Source organism: Cutibacterium namnetense (assembly GCF_001642025.1).
Lineage (GTDB): Bacteria > Actinomycetota > Actinomycetes > Propionibacteriales > Propionibacteriaceae > Cutibacterium > Cutibacterium namnetense.
This window is the reverse complement of the sequence record NZ_LWHO01000003.1, coordinates 262,277-284,327: the sequence shown is the minus strand read 5'-3', so window position 1 is coordinate 284,327 and position 22,051 is coordinate 262,277. Positions and strand designations below refer to the sequence as shown.

19 protein-coding genes are annotated in these 22,051 nt (G+C 59.6%); 7 read left to right on the top strand and 12 right to left on the bottom strand.

Annotation, left to right across the window (positions count from 1 at the left end; all coding sequences use genetic code 11):
* Positions 1-24: 24 nt before the first annotated feature.
* From A5483_RS04905 to mgrA, 8 genes are all read right to left on the bottom strand, one after another.
* A complete protein-coding gene (locus A5483_RS04905) occupies positions 25-948 on the bottom strand; it encodes a dihydroorotate dehydrogenase (RefSeq protein WP_002548601.1) in 924 nt (307 codons plus the stop codon).
* The gene (locus A5483_RS04900; protein WP_042842612.1) at positions 945-1,739 is read right to left on the bottom strand and encodes a dihydroorotate dehydrogenase electron transfer subunit; all 795 of its coding nucleotides are present in this window, start codon (positions 1,737-1,739) and stop codon (positions 945-947) included. Before A5483_RS04900 ends, A5483_RS04905 begins: the two co-directional genes overlap by 4 nt.
* Positions 1,739-4,945, bottom strand: coding sequence for a carbamoyl-phosphate synthase large subunit (carB, locus tag A5483_RS04895; RefSeq protein ID WP_063811152.1), 3,207 nt, complete (start codon positions 4,943-4,945; stop codon positions 1,739-1,741). Before carB ends, A5483_RS04900 begins: the two co-directional genes overlap by 1 nt.
* Positions 4,945-6,033: a carbamoyl phosphate synthase small subunit gene (locus tag A5483_RS04890; RefSeq protein WP_002548762.1), complete on the bottom strand. Its 1,089-nt coding sequence runs from the start codon at positions 6,031-6,033 to the stop codon at positions 4,945-4,947. The genes carB and A5483_RS04890 overlap by 1 nt, the downstream gene beginning before the upstream one ends.
* Entirely contained in the window at positions 6,030-7,367 is a 1,338-nt protein-coding gene (locus A5483_RS04885; protein WP_063811151.1) for a dihydroorotase, read from the bottom strand. The genes A5483_RS04890 and A5483_RS04885 overlap by 4 nt, the downstream gene beginning before the upstream one ends.
* On the bottom strand, positions 7,364-8,308 hold the full coding sequence (locus tag A5483_RS04880) for an aspartate carbamoyltransferase catalytic subunit (protein WP_002548897.1): 945 nt from the start codon (positions 8,306-8,308) through the stop codon (positions 7,364-7,366). The genes A5483_RS04885 and A5483_RS04880 overlap by 4 nt, the downstream gene beginning before the upstream one ends.
* Positions 8,305-8,880: a bifunctional pyr operon transcriptional regulator/uracil phosphoribosyltransferase PyrR gene (gene pyrR, locus A5483_RS04875; RefSeq protein ID WP_002548419.1), complete on the bottom strand. Its 576-nt coding sequence runs from the start codon at positions 8,878-8,880 to the stop codon at positions 8,305-8,307. The genes A5483_RS04880 and pyrR overlap by 4 nt, the downstream gene beginning before the upstream one ends.
* Positions 8,881-9,031: 151 nt before the next feature.
* Positions 9,032-10,042 (bottom strand): L-glyceraldehyde 3-phosphate reductase, encoded by a 1,011-nt coding sequence (gene mgrA / locus A5483_RS04870; RefSeq protein WP_042842613.1) that lies wholly within the window; start codon positions 10,040-10,042, stop codon positions 9,032-9,034.
* A gap of 44 nt (positions 10,043-10,086) precedes the next feature.
* On the opposite strand from mgrA, the gene A5483_RS04865 reads away from it, so the two are divergent.
* Entirely contained in the window at positions 10,087-10,668 is a 582-nt protein-coding gene (locus tag A5483_RS04865; protein WP_002548907.1) for an isochorismatase family protein, read from the top strand.
* 114 nt (positions 10,669-10,782) lie between these two features.
* A complete protein-coding gene (locus A5483_RS12535; RefSeq protein ID WP_002548725.1) occupies positions 10,783-10,908 on the top strand; it encodes a hypothetical protein in 126 nt (41 codons plus the stop codon).
* Positions 10,909-11,231: 323 nt separating this feature from the next.
* Here A5483_RS12535 and A5483_RS04860 read toward each other — a convergent pair whose 3' ends face one another.
* From A5483_RS04860 to aceE, 3 genes are all read right to left on the bottom strand, one after another.
* Positions 11,232-11,687, bottom strand: coding sequence for a DUF3052 domain-containing protein (locus A5483_RS04860; RefSeq protein ID WP_042842723.1), 456 nt, complete (start codon positions 11,685-11,687; stop codon positions 11,232-11,234).
* A 65-nt stretch (positions 11,688-11,752) separates the two neighbouring features.
* Positions 11,753-12,529, bottom strand: coding sequence for an endo-beta-N-acetylglucosaminidase H (locus A5483_RS04855; RefSeq protein ID WP_002548588.1), 777 nt, complete (start codon positions 12,527-12,529; stop codon positions 11,753-11,755).
* A gap of 291 nt (positions 12,530-12,820) precedes the next feature.
* Positions 12,821-15,607 (bottom strand): pyruvate dehydrogenase (acetyl-transferring), homodimeric type, encoded by a 2,787-nt coding sequence (gene aceE / locus A5483_RS04850; protein WP_042842615.1) that lies wholly within the window; start codon positions 15,605-15,607, stop codon positions 12,821-12,823.
* A gap of 327 nt (positions 15,608-15,934) precedes the next feature.
* Between aceE and A5483_RS04845 the strand changes: the two genes are divergently transcribed.
* Positions 15,935-17,056, top strand: coding sequence for a PucR family transcriptional regulator (locus tag A5483_RS04845; protein ID WP_176607843.1), 1,122 nt, complete (start codon positions 15,935-15,937; stop codon positions 17,054-17,056).
* Positions 17,057-17,077: 21 nt separating this feature from the next.
* On the opposite strand, the gene A5483_RS04840 is transcribed toward A5483_RS04845, so the two are convergent.
* A complete protein-coding gene (locus A5483_RS04840; protein WP_063811150.1) occupies positions 17,078-18,523 on the bottom strand; it encodes a sugar porter family MFS transporter in 1,446 nt (481 codons plus the stop codon).
* 162 nt (positions 18,524-18,685) lie between these two features.
* Here A5483_RS04840 and A5483_RS04835 point away from each other — a divergent pair, with 162 nt between their 5' ends.
* The 4 genes from A5483_RS04835 (at position 18,686) to A5483_RS04820 (ending at position 22,020) form a co-directional block, all read left to right on the top strand.
* The gene (locus A5483_RS04835; protein ID WP_063811149.1) at positions 18,686-19,051 is read left to right on the top strand and encodes a NifB/NifX family molybdenum-iron cluster-binding protein; all 366 of its coding nucleotides are present in this window, start codon (positions 18,686-18,688) and stop codon (positions 19,049-19,051) included.
* Complete coding sequence (locus tag A5483_RS04830) at positions 19,048-19,962, top strand: 2-dehydropantoate 2-reductase (RefSeq protein WP_063811148.1); 915 nt, start codon at positions 19,048-19,050, stop codon at positions 19,960-19,962. The genes A5483_RS04835 and A5483_RS04830 overlap by 4 nt, the downstream gene beginning before the upstream one ends.
* Before the next feature lie 190 nt (positions 19,963-20,152).
* Positions 20,153-21,025: an ACP S-malonyltransferase gene (locus A5483_RS12025; RefSeq protein WP_063811147.1), complete on the top strand. Its 873-nt coding sequence runs from the start codon at positions 20,153-20,155 to the stop codon at positions 21,023-21,025.
* A complete protein-coding gene (locus tag A5483_RS04820) occupies positions 21,022-22,020 on the top strand; it encodes a beta-ketoacyl-ACP synthase III (protein ID WP_063811146.1) in 999 nt (332 codons plus the stop codon). Before A5483_RS12025 ends, A5483_RS04820 begins: the two co-directional genes overlap by 4 nt.
* The last annotated feature ends 31 nt before the right edge of the window (positions 22,021-22,051 follow it).

Genomic DNA, 22,051 nt, shown 5'->3' with positions numbered 1-22,051 from the left:
ATAACTCCTTAAACGGTGGCTGGATCAGCGAGACTGCCGAACCTGAGCCCGAAGGTCCTCAAGGCTGGCAATGCCTAGGTCGTCCATAAGCGGCTCAAGGCCGTTGATAATCTTGGGGCAGGCCAGTGGATCGGTGAAGTTAGCGGTCCCAACACCAACTGCCGAAGCCCCAGCCATCATGAGTTCGAGGGCGTCGGCGCTCGTCGTCACACCACCCATGCCGATGACGGGGATGTCAACGGCCCGGGTGACAGCGTCGATCATCTTCACCGCGATGGGCAGAACGGCTGGTCCAGACAAACCACCAGTGGCGTTGGCAATAACGGGTGTCCGTCGTGCCAGGTTAATCCTCATTCCGGTGAGAGTGTTGATGAGGGTTAAACCGTCGGCACCGGCGTCGGCGACCGCACACGCGATCTCAGTAATGTCAGTGACATTGGGCGACAACTTGACGTAAACCGGCACACTAGCGGCTGCAACGACGGCCTGTGTCAGATCATGGGCTGCACTCCCATTGGTGCCGAAAGTAATTCCGCCACGCTTAACATTGGGACAGGAGATGTTTATTTCCAGAGCCGCCACATTGGGGGCCCGCGAGATGACCTCGCAGACCCTGACATAGTCCTCGGTGGTGTACCCGGCAACGTTTGCGATGATAGGCAGGTCCGGGAAATGCCTGGCTAACCAAGGTAACTTCTCGGCCATGACGACGTCGAGGCCAGGATTTTGCAGACCGATAGCGTTGAGCATGCCACCTGGAGTCTCGGCCACTCTAACGACCGGATTGCCACGGCGGGGCTCGAGGGTGGTCGCCTTGACCATGATCGACCCCAGCACCGACAAGTCGTAGTACTGCGCATATTCGGCCCCGAAACCAAAACACCCGCTGGCGGGCATGATCGGGTTCTTAAGGTCCAGCCCCGGAAGCGACACGGCCAATCTAGTCACAACAGAACCTCCTCGGCCGCGAGCACGGGACCGTCGAAACACACCCGGAACTGGTGATCGGGGTCACGGGCATCACCGACAACGCAGGCGTAACACGCGCCCACACCGCAAGCCATTCTCTCTTCCAGCGATAGCTGGGTAGGCACGGTCGGAGCCAGCGCAGACTTCACCCATCTCAGCATCGGGAGAGGCCCGCAGGCTTGCACGACGTCAGGGACAAAGCGACGAGCCTCGTCAGTCTCGGCGATCTGAGCGACGGTCCCCCGCGTCCCAACCGACCCGTCATCGGTAGAGACGAGAACCTCACCGAGCTGGCCGAAGCGATCAGTCCAAAAAATGTCGCTTCGGTCACGGAACCCCAGTCGGAACTGCACCTGGACGCCACGGTCAACAAGTCGCCGTCCCAACAAGTACAGCGGCGGGATTCCGACTCCCCCACCAATAAGCAGAGCTCGTCCACCGGGCTGCACAGCGTCAAGGTCGAACCCGCGACCGAGTGGACCTAAAACGTCAATCTCAGCTCCGATCGGCTCCACCGAAAGCTTGTCGGTTCCCTTCCCTACTACTCGAAAGATAAGGGTGTATCCCTCATCATCGGCGTCGGCGATGGACAGTGGCCGGCGCAGCACGTGCACGCCACCGGGCAGCAGATCAAGAAAAGTTCCTGGTACAACATGAGGCATGGGCCCCTCAGGGATGAGCCGCACCGAGTACACCCCGACGGCAATCTCATGACGGTCGGCAAGCCGCATCATTTGGGGACCACGACGAAGCCCCGTCGCCTTGCCCATCAGATCGACTCCGTAGAAAAGACCCGTGACTCCATGACCCGGCAAATCGCCGCAGCGGTGTCTAAGGAGGTGAAAAGCGGGATGCCACGGGCGATAGCTTCGCGACGAATCTGCTTACCATCGATGATGGTGTCCTGGCCATTGCCCATGACATTGATGACAGCATCGCAACCGTTGCGGCTAATAAGGTCCAGGACAGACTCCGTCGATCCAGCCTCCCCTGCCCCAATCTTCTCAGCAACATCGATACGCAAACCACCCTCGTCAAAGAAGCGAGCGGTACCCATCGTTCCCACGAGCTGGAACCCTATCCGATCGAAGCGTCGGGCCAACCGAAGTGCCTCCGGCTTGGCGCCATCGTCCACCGTGATGAGGATTTTACCGTATTCAGGAACGTGTAGGCCCGCTGCGTCAAACACCTTGTACAGCGCTTTTTCTACGGTGTCGTCGGACCCCATGACCTCACCGGTCGACTTCATCTCCGGGCCAAGGTGGGAATCGACAAGATCGAGCTTGGAAAAACTGAATACCGGGGACTTGACGTGGATGCGCTTCGAGACCGGCAACAGGCCAGGCTGCAGTCCCAGGTCGGCTAGGGTCCCGCCGAGGATGATTCGGGTGGCCACTTCAGCCATCGACACCCCGGTCACCTTCGACAGGAAAGGCACGGTACGCGAGGCTCTCGGATTAGCCTCAATGACGTAGACCGTCTCCTCACCGGTCACCGGATCATGGGCAATGACGAACTGGATGTTGAGGATGCCCTTGGTGTTAAGACCTCGGGCCAACTTCGTCGTCACCTCAACGATCCGGTCGGCAACCTGCTGGCTCATCCGCTGCGGCGGATATACGGCCATCGAGTCACCAGAGTGCACACCTGCGCGCTCGATGTGTTCCATGATGCCGGGGATCAGGACGTCAGTGCCGTCACAGATCGCGTCGACCTCACATTCCAGACCATTGAGGTAGCGATCCACCAGCACCGGCTTATCGGGACTGGCGTGCACAGCATCGCGCATGTACCGCTTGAGTTCCTCGGCACTAGCGACAATGGCCATGGCGCGACCACCGATGACATAGGAAGGACGCACCAACACTGGGTACCCGAGCTCTTCGGCGACCGCAAGGGCCTCCTCGGGGGACCGTGCCGTACCACCTGGAGCTTGCGGAATACCCAATTCGACGAGCAGAGACTCGAACCCTTCCCGGTCTTCGGCACGGTCAAGATCAGCCAGCTGGGTTCCTAGGATCGGCACCCCGGCTGCCGAGAGTGGTCCGGCCAAGTTGATCGCCGTCTGACCACCGAACTGGACGATGACACCGTCGGGCTGCTCGAGGTCGATGACGTTCATGACGTCTTCAAAGGTCAGCGGCTCAAAATACAGTTTGTCAGAGATGGAGAAATCGGTCGATACCGTCTCCGGATTCGAGTTCATGATGATGGCCTCGTACCCGGCAGCCTGAATAGCCTTGACGGAGTGCACGGTGGCGTAGTCGAACTCGATTCCCTGACCAATGCGAATCGGCCCAGAACCCAATACGAGAACGCTGGGACGCTGCGATTTTTCCGACTCATTCTCCATTTCGTAGGTCGAGTAGAAGTAGGGGGTTGAAGAGTCGAACTCACCAGCACAGGTATCGACCATCTTGTACACCGGTACAATCCCGTTCTCGACGCGACGAGCCCGTACTTCGTCAGGACTCTTGCCCCAGATCCGTGCAATGGCCGGGTCGGAGAAGCCATTGCGCTTGGCAATCCAAAGCGCCTCAAGGTCGTCGGGACAGGCCTGTAACCTCTCCTCAATTTCAAGGATGTGGGCGATTTTGTCGAGGAAGAACACGTCAATACTGGTCTGCTCATGCAGCTCGTGCACCGTGCGTCCGCGTCGGATCGCGTCAGCCAGGCAAAACAGACGGTCATCGCGGGCATGCAGCAACCGTTCCTCAAGGATGTCGTCGGGTAGATCGGCGACCTCACGAAGAGTCAGATGATCGACGCCGATCTCCAAGGAGCGCACCGCCTTGAGTAAGGATTCCTCGATGGTGCGGCCTAGGGCCATGACCTCACCTGTCGCCTTCATCTGAGTGCCTAGGCGCCGATCAGCCCGAGCGAACTTGTCAAAAGGCCAGCGTGGGATTTTAGCGACGACGTAGTCGAGCATCGGCTCAAACATCGCCCACGTCGTCCCGGTGACGGGGTTACGAATCTCGTCAAGGGTCAATCCGACGGCGATCTTGGCGGCGATCTTGGCAATCGGGTAGCCGGTGGCTTTCGAGGCCAGCGCTGAGGAGCGCGAGACTCGCGGATTGACCTCGATGACGTAGTACTGGAAGGAATTCGGATCGAGCGCAAGCTGGACATTGCAGCCTCCCTCGATCCCAAGCGCCCGGACGATCTCAATCGACGCATCACGCAACATCTCGTGCTCGACGTCGGTGAGGGTCTGGGTAGGAGCAAAGACAATGGAGTCGCCGGTGTGAACTCCGACCGGATCGAAGTTCTCCATGGTGCAGACCACCATGGTGTTGTCAGCGCCGTCGCGCATCATCTCGTACTCGATCTCCTTGTACCCGGCGATCGACTGCTCGACCAGGCACTCGGTAACCGGAGACAGCTCTAACCCCTTACCGACGATGCGTACGAGTTCGGCCTCATCGTGGCACATACCGCCGCCAGTGCCGCCGAGGGTATATGCGGGACGGACGATGAGCGGGTACCCAATGGTGTTCCCGACCTCAACTGCCTCACCAATGGTGTGAACAATCTCGGAGGCCGGAACCGGCTGACCCAGCTCGTCCATAAGCTGCTTGAACAGTTCACGGTCTTCAGCCTTCTCGATGGCTGAGAGCTTGGTGCCGAGTAACTCGATACCAAGTTCGTCAAGTATCCCGAACTTGGCCAATTCAGTGGCCATGTTAAGGCCAGTCTGGCCACCCAGGGTGGGGACGATGGCGTCGGGGCGCTCCCGGCGTAAAATTGCGGAGACGAACTCGAGGGTGATCGGCTCAATGTAGACCTTGTCGGCAATGTCACGGTCGGTCATGATCGTGGCTGGGTTGGAGTTGACGAGGATGACCTCGTACCCCTCCTCCTTGAGTGCCAGACAAGCCTGGGTGCCGGCGTAGTCGAACTCGGCAGCCTGACCGATGAGGATCGGCCCGGATCCAATGACGAGAATGCGGTGCAGGTCAGTACGGCGGGGCATTAGTTCTGGTCTCCAATGTGATTGGCGTCCATGAGAGCGACGAAGTCGTCGAAGACGTGCGCGGCATCGTGAGGTCCGGCGGCGGCGTCGGGATGGTACTGCACCGAGAAGGAACCGAGTCGGGTATGGCGCACACCCATGACGGTCTCGTCATTAATCTCAATATGGGTGATCTCCAACTCGGTGCCGACTACCGATTCAGGATCGACGGCGTAACCGTGGTTCTGGCTGGTGAAATCGATTCGGCCGGTCGACAACTCGCGGACCGGGTGGTTGAAGCCGCGGTGGCCGAAAGGCAGCTTATAGGTATCGGCGCCGTTAGCCAGAGCGAAGATCTGGTGGCCCATGCAGATGCCGAAGACCGGGTACTCCTCCTGCAGTTCTCGCACCACATCTTGTACCCCTGGGATCGACTTCGGATCTCCGGGGCCGTTAGACAGCATGATGCCGTCAGGCGCCAGGGCATGTACCCGGTCAGCCGAGATGTTCCACGGCACAACGGTCACGGCACAGCCTCGCCTGCTCAACTCTCGCAAGATGGAGTGCTTAAGACCGAAATCGAAGAGCACCACACTGCGCCCGCCCAAAGGCGACGGGTAGGCGGTGCGGGTGGACACCTGGACGATCTGGTCGGTAGGCAGGTGAGTGTCGCGCAACTTCTCCAGCTCGGCGTCGAGATCAGCGTCAGGGCCCAACAGCGCACCTTTCATAACTCCCTCAGTGCGCAATCGACGCACCAAGGCACGAGTATCGATCCCAGCCAGAGCGGGAATGCCGTGGGTGGTGAGAAACTCGTCGAGGCTACGCCGGTTGCGCCAGTTACTAGCCAGTCGCGGCACCTCGCGGCAAATGACCCCGGCGGTCGTCGGGAACAACGACTCCATATCGTCGCGGTTGATTCCACAGTTACCAATGAGGGGGTAAGTGAAGGTGACGATTTGTCCGTTGTAGGACTGGTCGGTCAAAGTTTCCTGGTAGCCGGTCATGCCGGTGGTGAAGACGACCTCGGCGCTCACCTCTCGGTCGGCCCCAAAAGCCTCCCCCCGGTAGCTCGTCCCGTCGGCGAGCAACAGGGTGTGTCTGCTCATTGCGGGTCTCCCATCTCGTAGTGGTCAGTCTCACCTATCGGCCGGCCACGACGGTGGACCGTCCGGCCACCGACCATCGTCAGCACGCAGTCACCGAGGACAGCACGACCAGCGAAGGGAGTGTTGCGCCCCATTCCGGCACCGTCTTCAGGGATAATCGTCGTCTCGGTGTGCAAATCGAAGGCGGCCAGATCGGCCGGTCCTCCCACGCGCAGCCGACCGGCCTCCGACATTCCGAAGGTCTCTGCCGGTCCGACGGTGAGCCAGTCGACAAGCTGGTCAAGCCGGAAACGCCGGTCAAGCACAAAGTTGGTGTACAGCAGGGCGAAGGTGTGCTCGTTAGTGATGACCCCAAAAGCGGCATTGCGGAAGGAACATGCTTTTTCCTCAGCCGCATGCGGGGCGTTATCGGTGGCGATACAGGTTAAAGTTCCGTCACACAGACCCTCGACCATAGCGTCGATGTCCTCGCGGGTGCGCAGCGGCGGGTTCATCTTGTAGAACCCGTTGTCGTCGGCGATGTCATCGTCGGCCAGCAGCAGATGATGTGGAGCGGCCTCACCAGTGACGTTCGCACCGTCCTCGCGGCCTCGGCGCAAGGTGCGAATCGACTGCCGGGTCGAGGCGTGGCATAGGTGGTAGTGGGTGCCAGTCGCCTCAGCGATCATGACGTCGCGGGCCACTTGCACGGTTTCGGTGAGACGAGTCATGGGGGGCAAGCCGAGTTCCCTAGCCCGACGTCCGTCGTTGATGACCCCGCCCCGCACCAGGGACTCGTCCTCGGCGTGAGCAGCAATAGGACGGCCGACCGCGGCCGCTGACCGCATCGCGTCGTACATGACTCCGGCCAGCTGCACCCCCTTGCCGTCATTAGAGAAGGCCACTGCCCCGGCCCGCGTCAAGGCTTTAACGTCAACAAGGTCATTGCTCGTCAGCCCAACAGTAATGGGGGCGATGGGCAACACCCGTACCAAAGCCGACTCCTCAATCCTCCGGTTGAGGTCGGCCATGAGCTCGGGGCTATGGGGGTCAGGAACAGTATTAGGCATCGCACAGATAGTCGTCCAGCCGCCTCGGGCAGCTGCGGCAGTGCCCGAGGCGATGGTCTCCTTATGCTCCTGACCCGGCTCACGCAAATGAACGTGCAGGTCCACCATTCCGGGAGTCACCAGGGCCCCGTCAAGATCGATGACCTCGGCATCGGCCCCGTCGAGGGCGTTGGATCGCCCTCGTGAAATGGCCTCGATCCGCTCATCGCGGATGAGGAGCTGGGAGGGAACCGGAGTGGCTCCCACCAGCATGGTCAACCCGGTAAGGAGGACCCGTCGACTCACTTTGTCTCCCTGTTTTGCAACACCTGTTCCAGAATGGCCATTCGCACCATGACTCCGTTCCCCATCTGCTCAAAGATACGAGATGAGGGGGCCTCTACGAGGTGACCGGAAATTTCACATCCCCGGTTTACCGGAGCCGGATGCATGATGATCGCCTGGGGCTTCATCCGCTCTGCACGCTCGTCGGTGAGCCCAAACGCTTGCAGGTAATCAGTTGCAGAGAAGTCCGGGCCAGCGTCGAATCTCTCGTGCTGGACGCGTAGCATCATCGCGACGTCGACATCAGCAATGACCTCGTCGAGAGTCGCCATCGTGCCAAGCCGGGTGACGTCGTGGTCCATCCATTCGCGGGGTCCGGTAAAGACGACATTGGCCCCAAGCCGGGCAAGGATCTGAGCATCAGAACGGGCTACTCGCGAGTGAGCGATATCGCCGCTGATCGCAACCGTTAGACCATCGACGTGGCCGAACTCCTCAGCGATGGTCATAAGGTCGAGCATGCACTGACTGGGATGCTGACCGGATCCGTCACCACCATTAACCACTGACAAGCCGAGCATCCCGGTCGCCAACAGGTAATCGTAGTAGTGGTTGTTGGAGTGGCGTATGACGGCAACTTCAGCGCCAATAGCATCGACGGTGCGCACTGAGTCGTAGAGGCTCTCGCCCTTGGTGACGCTGGAGTGGCCCGGATCGAAGTCAAGGATCTTCATACCGAGACGGTGCTCAGCCATCTGGAAGCTGGTCATCGTTCGGGTGGAGTTCTCGAAAAACATGTTGATGGCGACATGCCCGGGCTCCACACGCGGAGTGTCACCGACCTTGAATTGCCGGCCACGATCAATGATCCGCATGACGTCATCATTGGACATGTCCTCGACCGATAAAAAGTGACGTCCGGTGTGGTCGGCATGGAACTCTTCAGTAACCTCAGTGCTCATCGGGAGGCCACCTTCCGGATGGTGACGGCATCTTCGCCATCGACTTCGGTGACGTGAACGTCCACGGCTTCACCCAATGAGGTGGGGATGTTTTTACCCACGAAATCAGCACGGACCGGAAGCTCTCGGTGACCGCGATCAACCATGACCGCCAGCAGAACACAGCTGGGACGTCCGGTATCGACCAAGGCATCAAGGGCCGCCCGGACGGTACGACCGGTAAACAGCACGTCGTCTACAAGCACGACGGTCTTACCAGCCAGGTTTGTGGGGACGTTATTGTCCGAAAGCACCGGGTTTTTCGGGCGTTCGCGGTACTCATTGGGGTCGAGATCGTCTCGATACAAGGTGATATCGAGCTCGCTGACAGGAACGTCGACATCGCTGAGGGAAGACAGCTTGGTTGCCATGCGCCGCGCAAGATACGCACCGCGGGTGCGAATTCCGACGATTTCCAACTGGTCAAGCCCCTCGTTGCGCTCGACGATTTCGTAACAAATTCTCGTCAGTGCCCGTTCCAATGCCTTGGAATCGAGGACGGTCACTGGACCAGATGACTGAGTGAGTTGCATATCAGGCTCCTACCTCTGGACACCGCAGGTGCGAGGGTAGAGCACAACGGGCGACGCGCATACGCGCAACCGCCTGCTAGCACGACCTTCGCGACCTCACGGGATCGCCATTAAAGGGCGTCCCCATGAGGTTAGCACGACTCGGGACGGGTCAGAAGACATGGTCGGCCAACACCGACTCAATACGCACTCTCTCGTCGTCAGTGAAGGGGGTGGCCTCAAGTGCATCGATATCTGAATCCAGTTGCGGCACCGAGGAAGCCCCCACGAGCACGCTGGTGATGCGGGGCTCGCGCAGGATCCATGAGAGGGCCATCTGGGCCAAAGTCTGGTCGCGATCCTTAGCGACCTCGTTGAGGGCAGCGACTGCGGCGCGGGTAGCGTCGTCGATCTGTTCGGGTCGCAGCGAGACCGCCCCCATGCCAGCACGTGACTGAGCAGGGACGCCTCTGAGGTACTTGTCGGTGAGAATTCCTTGAGCCAACGGGGAGAAACAGATGATGCCCATTCCCTCCTGCTCACAGGTATCGATAAGACCGTCCTCAATCCATCGGTCAAACATGTTGTAACGCGGTTGGTGGATGAGCAATGGGGTACCAAGGTCACGGGCAATGGCGGCGGCACGCTCCGTCTCCTCGGGACCGTATGAGGAAATACCTGCATACAGGGCCCGACCCGATCGCACGATCCGGTCGAGGGCTCCCATCGTCTCCTCGAGCGGAGTTTCCGGATCGAATCGATGGGAATAGAAGATGTCGACGTAGTCCAACCCCATCCGCTTGAGAGACTGGTCGCAGGAGGCGATGAGGTACTTACGAGACCCACCTTGCCCATAGGGGCCGGGCCACATATCGTAGCCAGCCTTGGAGCTTATAATAAGTTCATCCCGATAGGGCTTGAAATCAGTCGCCATCATGCGACCGAAATTAATCTCGGCCTGCCCATAGGGCGGACCGTAATTATTAGCGAGGTCGAAGTGAGTGATACCGCGATCGAACGCACGACGCAGCACGGCACGCTGCGTGAATCCGGGGTGAAAATCTCCAAAGTTGTGCCACAGTCCCAACGAAACGGCGGGGAGCAATAAGCCGCTCGTTCCGCAACGTCGATACTCCATGGTGTCGTAGCGATCTTGGGCCGCCTCATAAGTGCTCACTGCCATGGCGTCAGCGTACCTAGAGCCGGGGGTGGCGGAGGGATGCGCCCATGACTTCATCACATCGTGCTCTTCTCGTCGTAGACGTCCAGCCAACTTTCTGTGAGGGAGGCGCTCTGGCTGTCGCAGGCGGCAATGCCTGCGCCGAGCGCATTGCGTGCTATATCACGACCCACCGTGATAGTTACGACATAGTCGTCACTACCCAGGATTGGCATATTGATCCCGGCGACCACTTCTCCAGCAACCCCGACTTTGTGGATTCCTGGCCGCCACATGGGGTTGCGGGTACCGACGAGGCTGAGATTCATCCGGCGGTAGCCGAGATTCCTGTCGATGCGCACGTTAAGAAGGGGCAATATGCTGCGGCCTACTCCGGTTTCGAGGGGACTACTAAGGGCGGTTCGTCTCTCGAGACGATATTGCGCGATCACCGGATCGAAGCTGTCGACGTTGTCGGCTTGGCCCTGTCCCACTGTGTCAAGGACACGGCTCTGGATGCCCAGCATCTCGGGTTTACCACGACATGCTTGACCGATCTCAGTGAACCGGTCAGTCTAGAGTCAGGTGAAGCGGCCGTGGCAGCTATGGAAGATGCCGGGGTAACGGTCACCACCAGTTCACAGCTTTGAACGTCACTGACGAATCTTCGTCATCCGTCTGGTAACTAGCCGAAACATCGCTGTCGCGACGCTGTCCTAGGTCCCGACGATAATCCGGTGTCGACGTTGACGAAGGAGCCAGTTATGACCGCATCTCAGATCACCGACATCATTGGTCAACTCACCTTGAGGAGAAAGTCTCCCTGTGCTCAGGCAGTGATGCCTGGCACCTTCAGGCAATCGAGCGCCTCGGCATTGCCGGGCCAATGATCACTGATGGCCCGCACGGATCGCGCAAGGCGTCAGACGGGCCGGCAGCAGGCATCTACAGTTCCGTCCCCGCCACCTGCTTTCCCACTACCGCTGGGCTGACATCGACCTTGACAGCGATCCGACGGTAGCGGCTTTCGCGCTCGACATGACGGCCTACAAGATGCTGCCGATGACTCCGATTATGACCCCAGAAAAGCTGGACGAGATACTCGGCGAATGATGTGAAGACCGTGTATTGACGGACCTCTCCAAGTCCGTCAATACGTTAGACATACCGCAATCCCTACGGAACCATGCCGCAGGAAGTGCTTGAAAGACGATCAGCGCCGCCCGCCGCGCGGGCGCACAATCTTGTGGGCCTGCCAGTCCTCACTGACGTCGTAGCTGGTGGTCAGCACCATTCCAGCAGTATCTGCGCCGTCAGACAGATCAGCCGGATCAATAGTGCCCGGGCGCCCCACCTTCGGGGTGACCAGAACGATAAACCCGTCGTCAGACAAATCACGCATAGCGTCAACCAAGCCGTCGGCTACATCGCCGTCGTCGGAACGCAGCCACAACCAGACGATGTCAACGGCGTCAATCGAATCCTCGATCATGTCACCGTCGATGATGTCCATAACCTCCTGACGGAGGTTCTCGTCAACGTCATCGTCCCAACCGAGCTCCTGGACGACCTGCCCGGCCTCAAAACCGAGCTTGTCCAAATCGCTGCCGCTTCCCACGAAATCCTTCGCTTTCTCTTGCTCTGCGTGACAGGGAGTTCCCACCTTCATCAGTGTGCCAGAACATCCCGCCGACGACCACCGTGGGGCCTTTTCTGCGACGGTCACCATCGAAGTCACCACCTTCCTCCCAAGGACGTTGTCATGGCCTGCACGAGGGACGGGTTCGTCGACACCCGCAAGTCATACGTCATGAAGACGCCATAACCGTCACGGATCGTCCGAGAGGCCATCGTCTCGATCATTTCGATCGACGTATGTCCCCAGTCAACTGCTGCCGCCCCCAAATGACTTCGAGGCATACCCGGCACCAATGGTTCCTGATAGGTGCCATACCACGGGTTCCATGCATAATCGAGGTCATCTGATGCATTACCCACCGCCGAAACAGTTCGATCAACCGACGGCCCAATCGAGTACAAGGTAAGGAGTTTATGAGGCCCCAGGTGGCGTCGCAGCGCGCGAACAAACCAAACAAAAGAGTCTTCATTGGGCTGACCGGTATCATTTTTGCCGTACTCGGAATATTCGTCATCTAGGTCGACGCCATCAAGATGATACCTATGAACAACCCTTGCTACCTGAGCCGCGAACCGTTCAGCGTCGTGCCGGGTTGGAAAGTTGGCGAACCCGGCGCCCTCATGATTACCAAGGAGCGACAAGAGCACCTTCGTCCCACGACGCTGCAACGGGCGAATCTGAGTTTCGGCAGCTCTGAGCGTTTCCATGACTCGCTCGTTCAGGTGCAGGTAAGCCGTGTACCCGTCATAGTTGATATTGGCCGCAAAAATCATCGCCAGATCGAAGACCGGCCGGTGAGCCCCTGCCCGGAGGAAAGCTCCGACAGTCGCGAGATCCTCGTGATTGACCTCGATATAGACCGCGGTGGTCACTGCCCTAGAAGGCCTGCAAGACCTTGCAAACGCGATACCTGCAGGCGTCTGTGCTGCAATCAGCGCCGTTGAAACTGCCCCGACAGTACCAGCGAGCACGTGCCGACGACTCAACCTCATGTGTCATACCCCTTCGATCTCCACCCCTTGCAGCGCCGTTGCCGCAAGAACTAATTCGGTTTAGCTTAGGCGCTAAAAAGGCTAGCAGGAGAATGGCGAAGGCAACGGACTTCAGCGAAAACCGGGGCAGCCCACATCATGGAATGCCCCGGCTTTTCGACAATCTATCGATCAGGCGTCGCCACCAGCACTACCGGAAGCCCCCGCGTTGACGTTGAGGAGGTCGTACTTCTCGGCGGCTTTAACCGGCCAGTCCTGCGGAACCTCGCCGCGCTCAGCGAGCATCTGGAGGGCACGCACGGCCATGGAGGGACCATCGATATGGAAGAACCGTCGGGCAGCGGCACGGGTATCAGAGAAGCCGAACCCGTCGGCACCCAGGGAGGCATAATCCCCCGGTACCCACTGAGCGATCTGGTCGGGGACCTGGCGCATATAGTCGGTAGCAGCAATGACCGGACCAGGGGCCTCAGCAAGACACTCAACGATGTACGGAGTGCGCTTGCCCTGCTCCGGGTGCAAGAAGGCCTGCTCCTCGGCATCCATGGCATCACGACGTAGGTTGTTCCACGACGTCACCGACCATACGTCGGCAACAACGCCAAAATCGTCCTTAAGGAGTTGCTGAGCCTCAATGGCCCACGGCACCGCGACGCCGGAGGCCAACAGCTGAACGCGGCGGGCATTCTCGCCAACTCCCTCAACGGAGCCCCTCGAGAGCAGGTACATACCCTTGACGATGCCCTCGGCATCAACGCCCTCTGGCTCGGCCGGCTGAACGATCGGTTCGTTGTACACCGTCAGGTAGTACATGACATCTTCGGCGTTCTCGCCGTACATGCGCTCCAGACCTGCCTGAACAATATGGGAGATCTCGTAGGAATAAGCCGGATCGTAGGAGATGACGGCTGGGTTCGCAGCAGCCAGGACCGGCGAATGGCCGTCCATGTGCTGGGTACCTTCGCCGGTGAGTGTGGTGCGTCCGGCAGTGGCACCAATGATGAACCCCTTAGTCATCTGATCACCAGCTGCCCAAAAAGAGTCACCGGTGCGCTGGAATCCGAACATCGAATAGAAAAGGTAGATCGGCACCATCGGCACACCCTGAGTGGAATATGCCGAGCCTGCGGCAATGAAGGCAGCCGCCGAACCAGCCTCATTGATGCCGGTGTGAATGATCTGCCCGTTCTTGGCCTCGCGGTAGCTGAGCATGAGCTCGTGGTCAACCGGGGTGTAGTTCTGGCCGTGCGGATTGTAGATCTTGATCGTCGGGAAGAACGAGTCCATGCCAAAGGTACGGGCCTCATCAGGGATGATCGGAACGACGTGCGGAGCGAAGTTCTTGTCGCGCATGAGGTCCTTGAGTAGCCGCACGAAGGCCATCGTGGTGGCGACTTCCTGTTTGCCCGAGCCACGTTTGACACCGTCAAAAGCCTTCTGCTCGGGAATCGGCAGCGGGGTGAACTTCGAGCGTCGCTCCGGCACAAAACCCCCGAGGGCGCGCCGACGCTCCATGAGGTACTGGATGCGCTCGTCATCGGCGCCGGGATGGAAGTACGGGGCACGGTAAGGATCAGCCTCCAGTACCTTGTCCGAAATTGGAATTTCGAGACGATCGCGGAACTGTTTGAGGTCGTCGAGGGCCAGCTTCTTCATCTGGTGGGTCGCGTTGCGGCCTGCGAAGTGAGTCCCAAGATCATAACCTTTAATAGTGCAGGCAAGCACCACTGTCGGTGCCCCCTTGAACTCCGTAGCCGCCTTATAGGCGTTGTAGATCTTGCGGTAGTCATGGCCACCACGGCGCAACGCCCAGATCTGCTCATCAGTCCAGTTTTCGACCATTTTGGCAGTGCGCGGGTCGCGACCGAAGAAGTGCTCACGAACATAGGCACCGTCGTTGGCCTTGAAGGTTTGGTAGTCACCATCACGAGTGTTGTTCATGATGTCAACGAGGGCACCGTCGCGGTCGGCTTGCAGCAGCGGGTCCCAGCCGGATCCCCAAATAACCTTGATGACGTTCCAGCCAGCGCCACGGAAGACAGCCTCAAGTTCCTGAACAATCTTGCCGTTGCCACGCACCGGTCCGTCCAGACGCTGCAGGTTGCAGTTGATGACGAAGGTGAGGTTGTCGAGCTCTTCATTGGCAGCAACCTGCAGGAATCCGCGCGACTCCGGCTCGTCCATCTCGCCATCACCGAGGAAGGCCCACACATGCTGATCCGAGCAGTCCTTGACGCCACGGTTGGTGAGGTATTTGTTCATGGACGCCTGGTAGATGGAATCCATCGGGCCCAGGCCCATCGACACCGTCGGAAACTGCCAGAAGTCGGGCAGCATGCGGGGGTGCGGGTAGGAAGGTAGACCGCGCCCAGCCTTCGACTTCTCCTGACGGAACCCATCGAGGTCATCTTCGCTCAGACGCCCCTCCAGGAAAGCGCGAGCGTACATACCGGGCGCTGCGTGCCCCTGGAAGAAGACCTGGTCACCGCCGCCGGGGGCGTCTTGCCCGCGCCAGAAATGGTTCTGCCCAACCTCGTAGAGGGTCACTGCAGAGGCATACGTGGAGATATGACCGCCAACGCCAATACCAGGGCGCTGGGCACGATGCACGGTAATGGCGGAGTTCCAACGCAGCAGACGACGGATATTCCGCTCGATCTCGGCGTCTCCGGGGTACTCCTCCTCGTCCTCAGCCGCGATGGTGTTGATGTAGTCGGTCGAGGTGAGCGCTGACAGCCCGAGACGACTGTGGCTACGAGCCCGCTCCAACATCTTGAGCAGCACGATCCGGGCACGGTTCGGACCGTCCGTCTCGACCATCTTGTCGAGGGACTCGATCCACTCCTGAGTCTCCTCGGGATCGACGTCAGGCAGGGTAGTCGGCAGTCCATTGAGGACTGGTCCGCGTTCTTCGCGTGGGATCACGCCGGGTCCTTTCTCATCGACATTGACGCACATCCGGCGACATCACCGGTGACGGTTCGAGGTGGCGGCCCAAGGGCCCCCGCCAACTTATTGTGTCGTCTTATGGAAGAAAAGTCACTCGGAAGTGCCGTAAATCGACTCAGCGCGTAATCCCCAGATCTGTTCGCCATCTGCTGGCGACCCTCCGCTTAAGACATCGCCCCCACTAGACTGACCGAAGTCTCGCTGAGGGGGGCTTAGGTGGTCAGAAACGACATCGCGACGACGTCCGCACGTCGAACGGGTAGCGCACGCACATCGAGTACCGGCCGTACGGTGGTGTCTTCTGACCGCACACGTAGAACCATCGCTAAAAGACTGATGGCCCGCACCTCGGCGATGACGACGGCCACACTTGAGGAAATGGGTCGTCGACACTCCTGGTTCCGTGATCTGTCAGCCGAGGAGAGATCGTGGATCTCGATCGTGGCTCGCTCAGGTATCGACGGTTTCGTCCAATGGTTTGCCGACGACGACGCCGAGCCCTACTCCCCCACCGATGTCTTCGACGTGGCACCCCGATCCATGACCCGCAAGATTTCCTTGCATCAGACCGTCGAACTCGTCCGCACCACGATCGACGTCGTCGAGGCTCAAATTGAGACCGAGATGCCACGCGGCGATCGCCAAGTACTGCGCACGGCCATCGTCCACTATTCCCGCGAAGTGGCCTTCGCCGCCGCCGAGGTTTACGCGCGAGCTGCCGAGCGTCGCGGTACTTGGGATGAGCGTCTGGAGTCCCTCGTCGTTGATGCGGTCGTGCGAGCCGATGCCGATGAACAGCTCATTTCGCGAGCCTCCACTCTCGGCTGGCGCCCGGACATCAACCTATGCGTCGTCGTCGGACGAGCACCGACAACCGAGCATGAACTCCACGTACTGCGCCGCGATGGGGAACGCATGCAGATGACGGTGCTGGCCGCCGTACAGTCCGACCGTTTAGTCGTCATCTTGGCCAGCAACAAACTCGTTGACGATCCGGCAGCCGTAGCCGCCAGCGAAGCTCTCGCAGACCACTTCGCGCCAGGGCCAATCGTCGTCGGACCCGTCGTGGCCGATCTCACGCTGGCCCCGACATCCGCTCGTGCCGCCCTGTCTGGAGCGCGCGCGGCACGAGCCTGGCCAGAGGGTCCGCGGGTCATGGCGGCCGTCGACTTGCTTCCCGAACAAGTCCTTTCCGGTGACGCCGACGCCACCGCGTGGCTCGTCAACGAGGTCTATAACCCCCTCGCGGCAGCCAGCGGAGACCTCATGGATACAACTGTCTCTTTCCTCGATCATGGCTGCTCGGTGGAAGGCACGGGTCGGGCGATGTTTATTCATCCCAATACCGTGCGCTACCGCCTCAAGAGAATCCAGGACGTCACTGGCTACTCCCCATCGGATCCTCGAGAGGCCTATGTACTGCGCCTGGCAATCACCTTGGGGCGGCTAAAGAGCTGACGCCGCGGACTCATCTCGCGCTCACCCCATGGCGGGCGAATCAGCCTCAGGCCACCGAGCACCGTTGTTCCAGTAGTCCTGGATCTCCTCAAGCGAGCGACCGGAAGTTTCCGGGGCGTATCGCAGCAAGAATAGCAGCGCGAGAACAAGAAGGCCACCGTAAACGCCGAATGTTCCGGCCAGCCCGATACCATCGAGCATCGCAGCCCCCAACTGAGCAGTGATCGCATTGGCGATCAAATCCGCGGCGAGTATCAATGATGCGCCGAGTGAGCGGTAGCGAGCCGGGAAAATCTCACCGGCATAGACCCATACAATGGAACCAAATCCGAAGGTAAATCCCATAGTAAATAGGGACATCCCAACGAGGCCGGTAACACCGGCGACGACTCCTTCAAAGCCACTCGCCATATATGTCACAATGAGTACGACGGTCGCAACGATCATTGTTGATATTCCCGTAATGAGAACAAACCGACGTCCCACTTTATCAATGACGAGCATCGAGATGACGACACTTATCAGTGATAGGAATTGGACCAGAGACGGCACTAGATAGGTTGTAGCAGTGTCAGTAAATCCCATCCGTGAATAGATTCCAGGCGCATAGTAGATTGTTGCATTGATACCAGTGATCTGGATTGAAAATCCAAGCACGATAGCAAAGATCGTGGCTCGAGCCATGCCCCCATGGAACATCTCACGCAGCCGCCCCCACGCTGACCCCGAGGGTCGAGAAGACAAGGAGTTGCGAATCTCATCGAGACTCTGCTCAACCAGTTCGGCCGGCTCAATGCGCTCCATCGCGCGACGAGCCTCATCTTCGCGCCCCTTGAGCATGTACCACGAGGGAGTCTCCTGAGTACGGATAAGCATGAGGAGCACGATGAATGCCGGGACGGCCGCGACACCGAGAATCCAGCGCCACGTATTGGTGGGCAGCAAAGAATAACCGACGAGATAGCCTAAGATTATTCCAATAACGCATGTAACTTGATATGCAGTTGCCAGTCCACCACGCCGCGATGCCGGAGCCGATTCGGCGATAAATACTGGGACGACAGTAATAGAAAGTCCGATGGTAATACCCAACAGAACCCGCATAGCAAGGAACAACGTGGCGGACGGGGAGATGGCCGTCAGGATAGCGAAAATCGTGTACCCTGCCGCGATGGCCAGCATCGATTTCTTACGTCCGATAGAATTAGCCGTGGGGCCGCCAAGAATGGCACCTATTATTTGACCCACTACGGATGTCGTGTTAATGGCGCTATAGATACCAAAGTCTCGCTGCACAAATTGCAAGGCAGCCGCGGTATTGGAAATATCATATCCATAGGTGATTCCCAGAGCTGCCGCCGTCACCGCAATGAAGACAGCACGACTCGATCGACCTCTTTTTCTCGCGCACTCTAACCCGAGATCATCAGGTTCTGTTTTCACTGGCACAGGACCATTCGACGCCATGTACTCGCCTTCTCTATAACTGAATTGCAAACCTTAACCGAGCGCCTATTGCTCGGCCAAGACCTTAACGCTACAGTCCACAACCGTCGTTCCGCGCACAGCACCCCGCATTGTGTCGCTTCCGCCACCGAATTCATCGGCTAGGGGAGCTAGGCTCTCGTTATGAACGTCATGATCCCCGTTCGCCCGGACGGCTCAGTAGAACCGCGATTCGGCAAGGCGCCCATGGTGGCCGTTGCACAGGTTGACGACAACGGTCACATCGCCGACTGGCAGACCTTTAAGGTCGAATGGGACCGCCTCCACGATGAGGGCACCGAGGGTAGCCACCACGCCCGCATCGTTCGCTTCTTGCGCGAGCACGACGTCGTAGCATGCGTCGCTACCCACGCCGGGATCGGAATGCAGCGCACCCTGGCGGCCATGAACATCCCGCTATTGTCGGCGACATTGCCTCAGGCCAGGCAGTCAGTGGAGCAGGCCATAGCTTCGGCATATGTCGCTGCCAGGGACACGGAGGAGTCATGAAAGCTGTAGTCGTCGGAGCCGGTGCCATCGGCGGTTTCTACGGGGCCGCTCTGGCACATGCCGGAATGGACGTATCCTTCATCGCCCGTGGCAAGACCCTCAGCGCCATCCGCGAACACGGCCTGCGCCTGGTCGGCAATACAGAGTTGACACTTGACGTGCCCGTCACTGACAAGGCATCCGAGATTGGCCAGGTTGACGTCGTCTTACTGTGCACCAAGACCTTCCAGATCGCACAGGCCGCGCGCGCATACCTGCCCGCGCTGATAGGCCCCCGTACTATGGTCGTAACCACTCAAAACGGCGTCATCGCGCCGCGCGAGCTTTCAGCGATTATTGGCCCTGAGCATGTCGCGCCAGGGGTATGCCGGCAATGGGTCAAGATCGTGGAACCGGGTTTGATCATGGACTTGGGAGGCCCTCGAATGTTCGAGGTCTCGACCATTGACGATTCCCCCAATCCCATCATCGATCAGTTGCGAGAGGCCTGTCGTAAGGGCGGGCTCACCTGTCCCGACGTGGCGGACATCACCACCACGTTGTGGGTCAAAATGTGTTCTGTCGTCCCGCAAGGGGCCTGCGGTGCGGTACTTGACGTCTCTCTGGGAGATCTCCTTAGCACCTACCGCGACGTCTTCGCTCGATGTATCGACGAGACAGCTCAGGTAGCCCGTGCTCACGGTGCCAAGCTCGCCGACGACTTCGTCGAAAAGAACCTCGCGTTCCTTGCCGGGCAGGATCCCGCGTCAACCACGTCCTTCCAGCGCGACATCCTTGCCGGACGCCCCAGCGAATACGCTGCTCAGGTGGGAGCTGTCCCCGGGTTGGGTGACGAGGTCGGCGTCGATACCCCGGTCAATGACGTCATTGCTGCCATTCTGGGACGACGGGAAGCTGAAAATAGGGCCTGATACAACCCTTCTAAGCCCTATTTTTGGAGGATCCCCCCTGCCAATTTGTGGGGATCCCACAATGACCACCGTGGGTACTTCGTCGGTTCCCTGGCTCGCGTCAGGCCCTTCAAGGGGGCACAGTGGGGATGTGCTTGCAATTGTTGCTCCGGGCCAAGGGGCCCAAAAACCAGGATTCCTGTCGGATTGGATGTCCGACCCCACCTTTTCCGACCACCTCGCGTGGCTCTCGGCGGTGGCGGATATCGATCTGGTGACTCATGGCACGACCTCCGACGAGACGACCATCAAAGACACTGCGGTCGCCCAGCCGCTGCTGGTCGCCGCCGCACTGGCCACCGCTTGGTCAGTTGATCCCGAGATCTTCTCTCGGGCCGATCTGCTCGCCGGCCACTCTGTCGGAGAAATTCCCGCCGGCGCTGCCGCCGGAGCCTTCTCTGCCGAAGCCGCCATGGTTCTAGTGCGCGAGCGCGGTCGGGCCATGGCAGAAGCCGCGTCACGCACTGCCACCTCCATGACCGCTGTCATCGGCGGTGATGCCGATGAGGTACTAGCCGCCATTGAAGCCGCTGGGCTCACCCCAGCCAACCACAATGGCAAGGGACAGGTCGTAGCCGCCGGTACCGTCGAGCAGCTCGAAGCTTTCGCAGCCAAACCGCCGTCGCGTACCCGGCTCTTCCCGTTGTCGGTCGCGGGGGCCTTCCACACGGTTCATATGGAGCCGGCAGTCGATCACCTGCGCGAGGTGGCGGCTGCCATGCCGACCACCACTCCTTCGGTGGCCCTGCTGTCCAACCTTGACGGCAACGTCGTCACTGACGGACGTGAGTTCGCCAATCGCCTCGTCAATCAGGTTGCCCATCCGGTCCGCTGGGACCTATGCATGGACACCATGGTTGAGCGCAGTGTTACTGGCCTTCTCGAACTCGCCCCGGCCGGTACTCTGACTGGTATCGCCAAACGCAACCTCAAGGGGGTTGAGTTGTTCAACCTCAACACTCCCGATCAGATCCCGGCCGCCCGCGAGTTCGTCGCGGCCCACTCCAGCAAGGAGAATGCATGACAGCCATCAGGACCCGTCCGGTCCACGGCTACTCGAAGTTCCTGTCCACCGGGTCGGCTCGCGGATCACGAGTGGTCACCAACGAGGAGATGTGCACGCTCATCGACTCCACCCCGGAGTGGATCGAGCAGCGCACCGGCATCACCGAGCGTCGCTGGGCTACCGATTCCGAGACCGTGGTGTCGATGGGCGCCACAACCGCCCGCACCGCCCTCGAGCGATCGGGACTGGAAACATCACAAATCGATGCCATCATCGTGGCGACCGTTTCACACCACCGCCCATCCCCCAGCTTGGCAACCTACATCGCCCGCGAGCTCGGCTTGGGCAACGCTGCTGCCTTCGACCTCAACGGCGCGTGTGCTGGATTTTGCTACTCGACCGCTCTGGCCGATTCGCTGATCCGTACCGGATCAGCGAGTCACGTCCTCGTTATCGGTGTCGAGAAACTCTCAGAGATGACGGATCTCAACGATCGCTCCACCGCCTTCCTCTTCTCTGATGGGGCTGGTGCCGCAATCATCGGCGCCAGCGATGAGCCGGGGATTGGCCCGGTCGTGTGGGGATCTCGCTCTGATCAGCTCAAAACCATCGAGCTCGACGAGTGGTCAGCGGCTAGCGCCGATCCCGACAAGATCCACCCCCTCATTCACATGGACGGTCGAGCGGTCTTCAAGTGGGCTATGACTGACGTCGCCAAGCGCGCCGCCGAGGCCGTCGCCAAAGCCGGAATCACCCCCGAAGACCTCGATGTCTTCATCCCGCATCAGGCTAATGACCGGATTACCGACGTCGTTTGTCGCCACCTTAAGCTGCCTGAGTCAGTGGCCGTGTGCCATGACATCGCGGATATGGGAAACACCTCCGCCGCATCCGTTCCGATCGCCATTGACCGTATGCTTCAGCGTGGAGAGGCTCACAGCGGTGACCTCGCCCTCATCATCGGATTCGGAGCTGGGCTGGTTTACGCCGGCCAGGTCATCCGCCTCCCCTGAACCATACGTTCTTCGCGAGAAGAACACCCGC